The organism is Paenibacillus sp. W2I17 (assembly GCF_030815985.1).
Taxonomy (GTDB): domain Bacteria; phylum Bacillota; class Bacilli; order Paenibacillales; family Paenibacillaceae; genus Paenibacillus.
The window spans coordinates 5,056,061-5,068,651 of the sequence record NZ_JAUSXM010000001.1 but is presented as its reverse complement, the minus strand read 5'-3'; the positions used below and the strand labels follow the sequence as shown (position 1 = coordinate 5,068,651).

The 12,591-nt window shown below is 48.1% G+C and carries 11 protein-coding genes; 8 read left to right on the top strand and 3 right to left on the bottom strand.

The annotated features are described in order from the left end of the window. Nucleotides 1-29 precede the first annotated feature (29 nt). The 3 genes from QF041_RS22740 to QF041_RS22730 all read left to right on the top strand — a co-directional run bounded on the left by QF041_RS22740 (nt 30) and on the right by QF041_RS22730 (nt 3,553). The gene (locus tag QF041_RS22740; protein WP_307415778.1) at nt 30-1,991 is read left to right on the top strand and encodes an anaerobic ribonucleoside triphosphate reductase; all 1,962 of its coding nucleotides are present in this window, start codon (nt 30-32) and stop codon (nt 1,989-1,991) included. After that, nucleotides 1,988-2,497, top strand: a complete 510-nt coding sequence (gene nrdG / locus QF041_RS22735; RefSeq protein WP_307415777.1) for an anaerobic ribonucleoside-triphosphate reductase activating protein — start codon at nt 1,988-1,990, stop codon at nt 2,495-2,497. Before QF041_RS22740 ends, nrdG begins: the two co-directional genes overlap by 4 nt. Nucleotides 2,498-2,713: 216 nt before the next feature. Beyond that, entirely contained in the window at nt 2,714-3,553 is an 840-nt protein-coding gene (locus tag QF041_RS22730; RefSeq protein ID WP_307415775.1) for a methyl-accepting chemotaxis protein, read from the top strand. Between the two features lie 94 nt (nt 3,554-3,647). On the opposite strand, the gene QF041_RS22725 is transcribed toward QF041_RS22730, so the two are convergent. Further along, the gene (locus tag QF041_RS22725; RefSeq protein ID WP_307415774.1) at nt 3,648-6,470 is read right to left on the bottom strand and encodes a glycoside hydrolase family 3 C-terminal domain-containing protein; all 2,823 of its coding nucleotides are present in this window, start codon (nt 6,468-6,470) and stop codon (nt 3,648-3,650) included. Between the two features lie 369 nt (nt 6,471-6,839). Between QF041_RS22725 and QF041_RS22720 the strand changes: the two genes are divergently transcribed. From QF041_RS22720 to QF041_RS22700, 5 genes are all read left to right on the top strand, one after another. Continuing rightward, nucleotides 6,840-8,384, top strand: coding sequence for an FAD-dependent oxidoreductase (locus QF041_RS22720; protein WP_307415773.1), 1,545 nt, complete (start codon nt 6,840-6,842; stop codon nt 8,382-8,384). 306 nt (nt 8,385-8,690) lie between these two features. Then, nucleotides 8,691-9,020 carry a PadR family transcriptional regulator gene (locus QF041_RS22715; protein WP_091036026.1) on the top strand — a complete coding sequence of 110 codons (330 nt, stop codon included), beginning with the start codon at nt 8,691-8,693 and terminating at the stop codon, nt 9,018-9,020. Then, nucleotides 9,013-9,606 (top strand): HAAS signaling domain-containing protein, encoded by a 594-nt coding sequence (locus tag QF041_RS22710; RefSeq protein WP_307415772.1) that lies wholly within the window; start codon nt 9,013-9,015, stop codon nt 9,604-9,606. Before QF041_RS22715 ends, QF041_RS22710 begins: the two co-directional genes overlap by 8 nt. Further along, on the top strand, nt 9,603-10,502 hold the full coding sequence (locus QF041_RS22705) for a DUF4097 family beta strand repeat-containing protein (protein WP_307415770.1): 900 nt from the start codon (nt 9,603-9,605) through the stop codon (nt 10,500-10,502). The genes QF041_RS22710 and QF041_RS22705 overlap by 4 nt, the downstream gene beginning before the upstream one ends. Before the next feature lie 78 nt (nt 10,503-10,580). Further along, the gene (locus QF041_RS22700; protein ID WP_017691809.1) at nt 10,581-11,300 is read left to right on the top strand and encodes a 3-ketoacyl-ACP reductase; all 720 of its coding nucleotides are present in this window, start codon (nt 10,581-10,583) and stop codon (nt 11,298-11,300) included. 293 nt (nt 11,301-11,593) lie between these two features. Here QF041_RS22700 and QF041_RS22695 read toward each other — a convergent pair whose 3' ends face one another. Both QF041_RS22695 and QF041_RS22690 read right to left on the bottom strand, forming a co-directional pair. Further along, nucleotides 11,594-12,133 carry a helix-turn-helix domain-containing protein gene (locus QF041_RS22695; protein WP_036612829.1) on the bottom strand — a complete coding sequence of 180 codons (540 nt, stop codon included), beginning with the start codon at nt 12,131-12,133 and terminating at the stop codon, nt 11,594-11,596. A 63-nt stretch (nt 12,134-12,196) separates the two neighbouring features. Beyond that, nucleotides 12,197-12,562, bottom strand: a complete 366-nt coding sequence (locus QF041_RS22690; RefSeq protein ID WP_307415769.1) for a glyoxalase superfamily protein — start codon at nt 12,560-12,562, stop codon at nt 12,197-12,199. Nucleotides 12,563-12,591 lie beyond the last annotated feature (29 nt).

The window sequence follows — 12,591 nt, the reverse complement described above, 5'->3', positions numbered from 1 at the left end:
TAACCAAATCATTTTAGGAGGAACCTTATATGAACATGCTTGAGTATGCCACTCCACCGGCATCCGATCTATTATCCGACCTGGGAAGACGAATTATTGGCGCAGAAGACGCCGATACGCTGAGGGAAAATGCCAATCTGAACGGAGACTCCTTCAGCGGTAAGATGAGCAGGCTCGGTTCGGAGACCGCCAAGTGGCATGCTCTGCGTCATGTGTTGCCGGAAGAGCTTGCTCAAGCTGTGGAGAACGGAGATCTGTATGTACACGATCTGGATCAGTATGCACTCGGAACGACCAACTGTATCTTTATCCCGTTTGACCGTCTCCTCGCTGCGGGTTTCAACACTGGTAACGGATCGGTTCGTACACCTCAGACGATCATGTCTGCCATGGCTCTGGTTGCGATCATCTTCCAATCCCAGCAGAACAGTCAATATGGCGGTGTATCGGCCAATAAAATTGACTGGGATTTGGCCCCTTATGTACAGCGATCCTTCCGCAAACATTATCGCAAAGGGCAACGGCTCTTTGGTGAGCATGCCCTGCTCGAGGATGAACAGCTTCATCTGGACAGCATCGAAGCGAAGAATCAGTGTCCGTGGGCATATGCCTTCGCCTATGAAGAGACTGAATTGGAGACAGGACAAGCTGCTGAATCACTGATTCATAACCTGAATACGATGAGCAGCCGGGCGGGTGGTCAGATTCCATTTACTTCACTGAACTATGGATTATGTACATCAGCAGAAGGTCGGTTGGTATCACGCTCGTTGCTGGAAGCAACCATCCGTGGCCTGGGCAACGGGGAGACTCCCGTGTTCCCTCAACATATTTTCCAATGTAAACAGGGGATCAATCAGGCTCAAGGAGAGCCGAACTATGATCTGTTCCGGCTCGCAGTCACCTGTTCATCCCGGCGGATGTATCCCAACTTTGTCAATGTGGATGCCTCTTTCAATCTGCCTTTCTATCATCCAGAAGATCCGGATACGATCATCGCAACTATGGGATGCCGCACACGTACACTGGCTGACCGCTTTGGTCGCAATCGTCAAAGTGGTAAAGGTAATCTGTCCTTCAACACCATTAACCTCGTCAAGCTCGGCATCCGGTTTGGTATCTGCCAAGGCAGCAGAGCCGTTGCGGATCGGGCAGGATTCTACACCGCACTGGAATCCGTGATGCATAATGCTGCTAACGGTCTGTTACATCGCTACCGAATCCAGACCGCGCAACCTGCGAAGGCATCCGATTTCATGATGCGGGAGGGTGTATGGGAAGGTGGAGAGCAGCTCGCTCCCAATGAACCCGTTGCGGATCTGCTGAAACACGGCACGTTATCCCTTGGTTTTATCGGCCTCGCTGAATGTATGACAGCTCTCTATGGGCGTCATCACGGGCAGGACCCTCATGTACACCGCGAAGCGCTCAACATTATTCGGACCATGAGAGAGTTCTGTGACCGGATGAGCGAGCAGCATAACTTAAACATCACACTGTTTGCCACACCTGCTGAAGGGTTGTCCGGCAAATTCACGAAGATCGACAGAGAGCATTATGGTCTCATTCCTGGAGTTAATGATCGGGAGTATTATACGAACTCATTCCATATCCCGGTATACCACACTCTTCCAGCTTATCGGAAGATTGAACTGGAGGCCCCGTTCCATACATTATGTAACGCGGGTGCAATCTCCTATGTGGAGCTTGACGGAAACGTTCGGGCCAACACCACAGCTTTCCTGCGAATTGTACAGTATGCACTGGCGCAGGATATCGGATATTTCTCCATTAATCACCCGATTGATCGCTGCCCTGCATGTGGTTATGAAGGCGTCATCGGGGATGTATGCCCAAGCTGTGAAGCCCACGAGAACCATGTACACTTCCAGCGGTTGCGCCGCGTAACCGGCTATCTGACCGGAGATTACAAAGTACGCTTCAATGCTGCGAAGCAGGCCGAAGTGCGGGATCGGGTGAAGCACCGGTGAATCTATATGGTTACATCCCGGAATCGGTGAATGAAGGGACAGGCCTGCGTGCCGTGTTGTTCATCAGCGGATGTCGTCACGCCTGTCCGGGCTGCTTCAGTCCAGATTCATGGAGCTTTCGAGCGGGTGAGCCCTTTACCGAGGAGCGGCAGCAGCAGATTCTGCATGAAGTGACGACCCATCCATTGCTGGATGGCGTTACATTGTGTGGTGGTGACCCCTTTTTCTCGGCAGCAGAATGTACGTCTTGGGTCCGACAGCTCCGCGCTGCACGTCCTGATCTGACGGTATGGGCCTACACGGGATTCGAATATGAAGAACTGATTACCGACCCTGCAAGAGCGGAGCTTGCCCGGTTATGCGATGTGATTATTGACGGTCGATACGTTGAAGCGGAGCGTGATGTCTCCCTGCCCTTCCGCGGCAGTCGGAATCAGCGTTTGATTGATGTCAGTGCAACACTAGCCACTCGAACCATCGTTACAATGCAGCTCAGTATGCGGTAAACATTGGTTTTACTCCCCTCACCAACTAACAAGGCACGGGTCCCCAGCGGACTCGTGTCTTTTTGGCGTATAGCGGTCTTCTTTAAGAAATAGGTTTTATCCATTCTCTCTATTTTCTTCTCTATTGCATGACGATATATAATATAGGTAGTTATTAAGTTAGCATTTAAAATTTAACCGTTTACATAAGGTAACCAGGGAGGAATCATCTTTTATATGGATATTGTTCAAGCATTAATTACATGTATGCCTTTCTTTCGAGATACGATTCGTCAGGATGTAACCCTCTCCGTTATTGATCATGAGAAGTTCCTATATTTCTCAGCGGGGGAATCGTTAAAACAACTGAATTATCAACCCGGCGACCCTCTATTGGATGGAAATCGAAATTTTGCTGATCTCAACGGCGGTACAGTCAAACGATTCGATCACTACCCTAAAGATTTATTCGGTGTTCCTTTTGACGTAGCTTTTATTCCCATTAAAAATGAACAAGGTGAAGTCATCGCCCTGTTTAACCTGCTCTACAGTATGGATGACCAGAACCAGCTGCAACAGCTCATGGACGCTACCGAAAATCTGACCAACCAGTTAATTGACAGTGTACAGCATGTAGCTGCGCACTCCGAGGAACTCAGTGCCACAACTGAAGAAATCCGGAATAACTCCAAACAAGCCGTACAGAAATCAGGCAATGTCACTCAAGTCGCCAGCTTCATTCGTGAAATCTCCGAACAAACCAATCTGCTCGGCTTGAACGCAGCCATTGAAGCTGCTCGTGTAGGTGAAGCAGGTGCAGGTTTCGGCGTTGTTGCCAAAGAAATTCGCAAACTGTCTGTGGATACCAAAGAAGCGACGGCACGTATTGAAGATTCTCTTCTCTCAGTTCGGCAATCCATTCAAGGCATGGAGAATGAACTTGGTGAGATCACTGCAAGCTCCCAAGAGCAGGCTGAACTCGTAAACAATTTTATGAGTACAATTGAGCAACTGAATGAAACCAACAAACAATTGAAGCAATTTGTGCAAAAAATGATTACGTTTGACGGTAAGTAAAAATACGTATAATGGACAATACAAGCACGGTTCATAGCAAACAACAAACAAAGCCTCCGAATACATTCGGAGGCTTTTTCATGAGCTATTTGACTTAACGGATCTCGAAGTGACTGATACGTACACCTGCTGACAACACAATGTATACATCCTGCGCACCTGATGCACCTGTGAGTTCCGCCTTCACGGTAGACCACTGCTGAGCTTCACCTTGTGCCAGTTCCACACGTCCTGCGAACGTACCGTCTGGTGAACCGAGTCGAACTTCTAACACAGCGCCTGCTTGTTCTGCGGATACACGAGCTTCAATTGCTACTGCCCCACTACCCAGATCGGCATCCTTGAAAGCAATCCATCCTTGCTCTCCAATTACACGGACAGCACTTCCGCCCTCTTTGCTCTCATCCAGGTCAACACCCAGGTAAGCATCATAGTTCTCGGCACGAGTAGCCACACCCAGATTACGGGCAGGGATTGTCTCTCCTTCTACCGTCAGGTCTGCAACCAGTTGGACATCAGAGGATGACTTGGCAACCATGATGGAGTAAGTTCCACTTTCCACGACATACCGATCACGAGTTACATCCCAGATTGCCAGTTCCTGAACAGGCAAGGTGAAGCTGACTTTCGCTGTAGCTCCCGCTTCGACATGAAGACGACGGAATCCTTTTAACGTTTTGAGTGGACGTTTCACCCGGGATTTGCCTGCACGAACGTACAACTGTACAACTTCGTCACTGGCGATTGTACCGGTATTAGTCACATCTACAGTTACCGTAACGTTGCCCTCTGTACCCACTTGAGTTGGGCTAAGTTCCAAATTGCTGTATTTAAATGTTGCATACGTCAGACCATGTCCAAACGGATACAATACATTACCTTCAAAATATTGATATGTCCGACCGGATTGAATAATATCATAATCCTTGATGTCGGTCAGTTGATCTGCTGATTGTACCCATGTCATGTTCAAACGGCCTGCTGGCGCATAGTCGCCATAGAGTACGTCTGCTACTGCATTACCCAGTTCCTGTCCTGCGTGTGAAGTGTACAATACCGCCGGGATGTTCTCCTGAACCCAATTCGATGTGAATGGATAACTTCCCACGATAACGACTACCGTGTTCGGGTTTGCGGCATAGACCGCCTCAACCAGACGTTGCTGGGATTCGGCCAGATCCAGACTTGGACGATCAATCTCTTCTTTACCATTTACAAGCGGATTATTACCCACAAAGACAATTGCCGTTTCTGCAGCCTTGGCAGCTTCTACTGCTTCCTCAAGTCCATTCACAACCACATCCTGCTTGAACGTCTCTGTGGCACCAAAGGTTTTCAGTTCTTTGGACACCGCAAATGCATCGTTTCCACCATTAGGTGCAGTCACCGTTTTGCCATTCCAAGTGGTCAGACCTACACTGCCGTCCTCTTGTGGCAACAGGTGGAATACTTCCTTCACGAACCAGCCGTACACTTCATCTGCGGAAGCCGTTACGGTCTCTTCATCTGTGGTCAGATATTTGCCGTTGCTTTCCGCCTGCAAGGTATAACTTCCGAAGCCCCAGTCGGACACCATAAACGTCTCCGCTTCTCCCGAAGCAACAACAGGTGATTTCTCACCATCTGCTAGTCCAATCTTCTTCCCATTGGCTACGGAAGTTAACGTAATGCGATCATTTCCATCCTTGAACGATACTTTATCGCTGCCTACTTTGCCACGGATCGCCTCAAGCGGGGATACGTTATACGGCATGGTGCCTGCATACCAGTCACGATAGACGGTTCCGCCCAATTGACCAATCACAGCCACTTTACCAGCTTTTGTTTTGTCCAGCGGGAGCGTGCCTTTGTCGTTTTTGAGCAATACCACTTGTTCTCTTGCGGCTCTGAGCGACAGTTCTTTTGCTTTCTCTGTCATCATGGACTCTTCACCAATAGCAGCGTACGGGTTGCCTTCTTCCGGATCGAACTCGCCCAGACGGAAACGCACACGGAACGTATTAAACAACGCTTTGTCGATGTCATCCATCGTGAGTGTACCTTGTTCCAATCCTTCACGCAGTGCCTGTTTGGACAGCTCAGCATCATCGGTGATGCTATCAATTCCTGCCTTCACAGATTCTACGGTACCTGGTGTGTGGGAATCATAGTATTTATGATCGTTCTTGATGCCCATTACGTCACCTGCATCACTGACAATGAAACCATCCATGCCCCATTCGCCTTTGACAATCTCGTTCACAAAAGGATGCAACAACGCTGGCGTACCATTAATGGAGTTGTACGCCGTCATCATGGACTGTGCGCCGCCTTCCTTAAACGGCTTCTCGAACGCTTTCAGATAATATTCACGCATATTGCGCGGATCAATGCTGGACGAACCGCTTCCGCGATCCACTTCGTTATTGTTGGCGAGGAAATGCTTCAAGGTAGCGACCGCTTTGTAATACTTCGGATGGTCGCCTTGAATTCCTTTGACCAATGCTGTTGTCAGCTCGGCTGTCAGTTCAGGATCTTCGCCATACGCCTCTTCATTCCGTCCCCAGCGCGGGTCACGTTCCATATCCACTGTAGGTGCCCACAGCGTAAGACCGTTCACTGCCGGATTGCGTTTATAAAATGCACGTGCCTCGTCTCCAAGCACGGAGCCAATCTCCTTCATCAGATCTGCATCCCATGTGCATGCTAGCCCCACCGGTTGTGGGAAAGATGTTGCTTCTCCAAGCCAGGCCAAGCCGTGGGCCGCTTCTGTTCCGTGTTTGTATGCAGGCACACCCAAACGGTCTACTGCCGGTTGATATTGCAGCATGGATTCAATTTTTTCATCTTCCGTCAAGCGGGATACAAGGTCCTTCACACGGGTGTCTAACTCTAGTGCTGTATCTTGAAACGGATATTTCGTTTGGTTGGTGGTCATATAGAATCTCCTTTGGTTATCGGTAGTAAATTAAAATGATAGCGAATACATATATCAAGAAAAAACGGGGATTAATTCGGATGAAATCTTTCTTCCGATGGATAGATTAATCCTTTTATAATCAACGTTTACAGGTGTAAAACTTGATCTCCTTTTCAAAACCTAAAACGATTTCGGTAATCCTATCATATAGCATGTTTAACAAAAAAAACAGAGGTACTGTGCAGGAAATTGTGAACATCCCCTCTGCAAAATCTGAACAACACCGTTTTTTCCTGGCATAGTCTGGCAATCATGAATAAGAGTACAACGATGTGCGCTGAACAACATCCCATGCGATAGATTGAAGATAATCAAGGAGGAAAAAAAATGAGCGACAATCAGCAGCCCAAGACGGGTCTGCCCCCGGTCCCCGAATCGCTGTGGCGTGCTACGCATCAATTCGATGCCTATCCAAAACTGACCGAAGATATCACCGCTGATGTAGCGATTATTGGTGCCGGTATTGCCGGGATCACTACAGCCTATCTGCTCGCGCAGACGGGTATGCGTGTAGTCGTGCTGGAAGCTGGAAAAGTATTGGATGGCACGACCGGTCATACCACGGCCAAGGTATCTGCACAGCACGGCGTCATATTTGATGAAATTATGCATCACTTCGGACAAGAACAGGCTCGGATGTACTATGAAGGCAATGCCGATGCCGCTAATTGGATGCGCAATCTGGTGAAGGAAAAACGGATTGATTGCCAGTGGGCAGAGGAAGATGCCTACGTCTATATTCAGTCCGAGGAAAACATCAAAAAACTGGAGATCGAGCTGACCGCCTATGGCAAACTCAATATCCCTGGTGAGTGGGTAGATCCACTCCCTATTCCAGTTCCTGCCAGAGCGGGTATCCGCATGCCGGGTCAGGCACGCTTTGATCCGCTGGCCTACCTGCACTACTTGCTCGATTCCGCTGTGAAACAAGGGGTACAGATCTACGAGCATACGACAGTTACGGATGTAGAGGAAGACGCTTCACTACATGTCAGAACTTATGGAGATGGCCCATCTGTAACAGCGGAACATATTGTTGTGGCTTCTCATTTTCCCGTCTATGATCCCGGATTTTATTTCACACGATTACACGCCGAACGATCCTACGCTGTATTAGTCGAACCGGAGAAACCCTATGCGGGCGGCATGTACATCTCGGACGATACACCATACCGCTCCTTGCGTACCGTCTTACATGACGGTAAGGAACTTATCCTCTTTGGCGGCGAAAACCACAAAACCGGACAAGGCATCTGCACCTTCGGTCACTATGAACGTCTGGAGCAGTTCGCAGCTGAGACATTTGGCATTCGCAACATCCCTTTTCGCTGGTCAGCCCAGGATCTGATCTCTATCGACAAGGTGCCTTACATTGGACCGATTACCGGAAGACATGAACGTGTCTATGTGGCGACCGGGTTTGCCAAATGGGGAATGACGACTGGTACGATGGCAGGACACCTTCTTGCGGATCGCATCACTGGACGTGACAACCCTCATGCTGCCATATTCGATCCGGCAAGATTCAAAGCTGATCCTGGCATGAAACACTTTATTGTGGAAAATATGAATGTAGCCAAGGAATTAATCTCCGGTAAAGTAGGCATTGTGCACAAAAACGTTAGCGATATTGGCGAAGACGAAGGAGCCGTCGTTCGTCATAATGGCAAACGTGCTGGTGCCTACAAGGACACCAGTGGCAAGCTGTTTCTGGTGGATACCACCTGCACCCATCTGGGTTGCGAAGTCGAATGGAACGAGGGCGAGCGTTCGTGGGATTGCCCATGCCATGGTTCCCGCTTCGATTATGCAGGCCATGTCATTGAGGGCCCTGCTGTGGAAGACCTTAAAGTTCTGGATGCACAAGAATAACCGACATTTGCGATTAACCTGTAAACCAAAGAAACAAAAGAAACAAAAGTTCATCTCACAGACCGGATCGGAATCAGCCTTCAGACGGAAGCAACCGATCCGGTTTTTGCGTATGCTGAATTATATAGCTAAACAGACAGCCTCGGCTAAGCATCCGCATTAAACGAACTTATTATCGATCAATCGTGGTACGGAACTATTTTAAAGTCACTACCTTGCATTAAACAGTACTGGATGCTATGATGACTTCACCACTACTGAACAATATACACTAGCTATAAATGAAGCTACGAAGGAGGAACCTGTGTGAATGTGAACATCCAGTTCAAAAAAGGAGTATTGGAGCTGTGCGTCCTGGTATTAATTAACCGCCAGGATCGGTATGGCTACGAACTGGCTCAGGCGGTCTCCAAACATATCGAAGTTGCTGAAGGTGCACTGTATCCCTTGCTTCGCCGGCTTGTGAATGACGGTTACTGCACCACCTACCTTCAAGAATCAACTGAAGGCCCGCCGCGCAAGTATTACCGACTGTCCGATACAGGTCGCGACTACATGACGGCACTGACGACAGAATGGAATGAATTTGTGCGCAATGTCGCAAATCTGATTGAGGAAGGAACCCCTAATGAATAGACAACAATTTATGAAAGCCATGGAAATTCATCTACGGCCGATGGACCCATTCGAACGGGCTGAGTTGCTCGCCGACTATGATCAACATTTCGAGCTTGGACTACGAGAAGGCAGGCTGGAAGAAGAGATCGCTCGGGAACTGGGACACCCGGAAGAAATCGCCAAGGAAGCACTCGGTGATCGTTATGACATGCATACGCCGGGTTCAGATGCGTTCTATGCACCGACGTATCGCGAAATGCGGTCACCTAGAAACAACACCAGAGCCACTCGCAAATTTTTCACAGCCATCGGCCTTTTATTCCTGAATCTGATTCTTGGCATTCCTCTTGGTCTCATGATGTGGTCGGTATGGCTTGTTATTGCCAGCCTTTCCTTGCTGGTATTGGCTCCTGTGGCAGCGGTTGTGGATTCCTTATTCCTGAGCCAACTTGATAAACCGGAGATTTTCGTTGCGATTGGCGCCTTCGGTGTCGGTATTTTGTTTGCCATCGCATCGAAGTATGTCTTTAGAGCCTTCAAAATCGTCACTCTTCAATATATTAGATGGAATAAAAACACGATGAAAGGAGATGTTTCCGCATGAGTACCAAAAAATGGCTTGCGCTTGCCGTGATATGTATCGGAATAGGTTTGCTCGGGACATCCATCTATGGCGTTCAGTTCGGGGATGAACGGGAGCATTATTCTAAACGATGGGATTTCAAAGAAGATGAATTGCAGAACATTATCATGAATGCTAATTTCAGTGCAGATATTGAATTTGTTGTAAGCCCGGATTCGAATGGTTATATCGAAGTGGATGGCAAATGGGACCCTGCCGTAGTAAAAAGCTTCGAACAAGCCACTTTATCTAACGGCACATTCCAACTGTCTCAGACAGAACGTGACCGATTGCAATTTTTCACCCTGTATTGGAATGAACAAGACTCCACAATAACGGTTGCTCTGCCTGAAGGACACCAATTAAATGAGGTTAAGCTGGAATCCTCTTCAAGTGACTGGGATCTAACGGATCTGAGTGCCAATCAGCTTGAGCTGAATAATACCTCAGGTTCCATACGTCTGGAAAACATCAAGGTACCCAATATTGAGCTGGCTCTAACTTCGGGTGACATTACCGCTTCCATGATTAATGGAGACATGACCGTGAAACAGACATCCGGAAGTTTCACGGCAGATCAGATTGCAGGTCATGTAAACAGTAAGATTAAATCAGGAGATATTGAGATTACTGAATTATACGGCGCAGCTGATGTTCAATTCACTTCGGGTAGCATTCATATTGAACAGTCCCATTCCGCCCCGATTAATGCGTCGGGAACATCAGGAGATATTTTCATTCAAGCTGCACCTGATTTTGACGGAATTTATGACGCTAAAGCTACTTCCGGAAGTGTCGATGTACCTGAATCGCCAATGGTGAGCCGGGAAGTGATCAAGGCCCGTACTTCTTCTGGCAGCATCGAGATTACCAAATAGTGATGAAGCCAATTTCCGAACTGTGGGTAATAATAGTATAATTGAATGCTAGTCCATTTCTAAGGAGGAATTACCCACATGGAACTTAAAAATAAAACAGCGATCATCACAGGTGCCGGAAAAGGTATCGGCCGTGCGATCGCTGAAGCTCTTGCCAAAGAAGGAGTGCACCTCGGCCTTATCGCACGTACCGCTTCGGATCTTCAGGCTCTGCAACAGTCTCTGAGTCAAGAATACGGTGTGAAAGTAACCAGTGCTGTAGCAGATATCTCGGATCGTACGCAGGCGGAAGCCGCTGTAGCAGCCATCGAGATGGAACTCGGTGCTGTGGATATCCTTATCAATAATGCGGGGATCGGAAAGTTCGGGACGTTCATGGAGATGGAGCCGGAAGAGTGGGAGCGCATCCTGCATGTTAACGTTATGGGTACATATTACGTTACACGCGCTGTCCTTCCGAGCATGATCAAGGAAAGTAGCGGCAGCATTATCAATATTGCTTCCACTGCAGGTGAACGCGGATTCGCTACAGGTTCGGCATACTGTGCATCCAAGTTTGCATTGCTTGGCATGACCGAATCTCTGATGCAGGAAGTGCGTAAGTCCAACATTCGTGTGACCGCACTGACACCAAGCACCGTTAATACGGAGCTTGCGACCAATGCCGGACTGAAAATTGGCGACGAAGATCGCATGATGCAAGCGGAAGATGTAGCTGAACTTGCACTCGCAACGCTCAAGCTGTCCGACCGTGTCTTCGTTAAAGCAGCAGGTATCTGGACGACTAATCCACAATAGACAGAGGCCCTCTGACCTTTCTAAGGAATCTCTCGCACCTTATTGTGCTCTTTTGCAGGAAATGAGAAACGTAACGAATCTCAGCGACATTATTTCGCCAGAAGCCTGTGGAGTGCAGTCAAATTACACACACAAGAGTGAAATAAAGCGTCTGAGATTCGTTACATCTCGAGATCTGCTTAGAATCATCTAATAGGGTTCGCTCAGTTCGTTAGAAATATAAAAGGACGTTTCCCATTGTACATGTATGCAGGTTCGCATGTTCATGACTTGGGAGCCGTCCTTTTTGTATTTTACAAATGATCCAGACCCAATTCTTTGGACACCGCAATGAGCACCACCGCAGGTTCCTCACCGATATTGGTCACTTCATGGGGCACGATCGCATTCCAGGTAAACGAATCACCCACTTCAAGAACTTCCACATCTTCGCTTTGCTCCGCACGAATCTTGCCCTGCAACACCAGATGACTTTCCTCCCCGGCATGTTTGCTAACCCCGGTCGATGCACCTGGCGGTAACTCCACAATGGACATACGCATCGCACCTTTGGCGGTAAGCTGCTGCACTTTAATCTGTCCACTTCCAGCCGTCGTTTCCTTACGCTCGTTTTTGCGTACCACGTTCATCCGTTGCTCTGGTGTCAGCAGCAAATAAGGAAGTGGCACTTCCAGATAATCCGCAATACTTTCAAGCGTAGCAATGGAAGGTGACGTTTTGTTATTTTCTACGTTGCTGATAAAACCTTTGGACAACCCCGTTCCCTCACACATCTGCATGATCGTAATCTGTTTCTGTTTGCGGATCGTACGAATAGCCAAGCCAATATCCATATCGCGTCCCTCCCTTCTATTGATTTTTAAACACTAGACGTCCGCGTCGCTTCTTCAGGTTATCTATTCGGCGCTTGCCTCAACAAATATAATCCGATTGCCAAACGGATCTGTCACGGTCATTTCTCTTGATTGCCAAGGGGTCTCCTCTATACCGGGTCTCGCATTTTTGTACTTTTTCTGACGAAGTACACCATGGAATGTTTCCAAGTTATCCGTCTCCACGCGCAAGGCAGCTCCAGGTGTACAATCTCCATGATGTTCGGATAAATGAATCACGATGGAATCAAGTGAAATCTGCATATATAAGGGCATATCTTGCTCAAATCGATGTTCCCAATCCAATTGGAAACCCAGGTATTCAAGGTAGAACTCTCTAGCTTTATTTTCATCAAATATTCTCAAAATAGGCACGATACTTTTTAACATCCTGATCACGTCCTCGGGAATAAGATATG

Excerpts from the sequence above, each read along its gene's own strand:
- QF041_RS22740 (WP_307415778.1), top strand. The coding sequence starts at position 30 with ATGAACATGCTTGAGTATGCCACTCCACCGGCATCCGATCTATTATCC.
- QF041_RS22690 (WP_307415769.1), bottom strand. The coding sequence starts at position 12,562 with ATGTTAAAAAGTATCGTGCCTATTTTGAGAATATTTGATGAAAATAAA.
- QF041_RS22700 (WP_017691809.1), top strand. The coding sequence starts at position 10,581 with ATGGAACTTAAAAATAAAACAGCGATCATCACAGGTGCCGGAAAAGGT.
- QF041_RS22720 (WP_307415773.1), top strand. The coding sequence starts at position 6,840 with ATGAGCGACAATCAGCAGCCCAAGACGGGTCTGCCCCCGGTCCCCGAA.
- QF041_RS22710 (WP_307415772.1), top strand. The coding sequence starts at position 9,013 with ATGAATAGACAACAATTTATGAAAGCCATGGAAATTCATCTACGGCCG.
- QF041_RS22725 (WP_307415774.1), bottom strand. The coding sequence starts at position 6,470 with ATGACCACCAACCAAACGAAATATCCGTTTCAAGATACAGCACTAGAG.
- QF041_RS22695 (WP_036612829.1), bottom strand. The coding sequence starts at position 12,133 with ATGGATATTGGCTTGGCTATTCGTACGATCCGCAAACAGAAACAGATT.
- QF041_RS22730 (WP_307415775.1), top strand. The coding sequence starts at position 2,714 with ATGGATATTGTTCAAGCATTAATTACATGTATGCCTTTCTTTCGAGAT.
- QF041_RS22705 (WP_307415770.1), top strand. The coding sequence starts at position 9,603 with ATGAGTACCAAAAAATGGCTTGCGCTTGCCGTGATATGTATCGGAATA.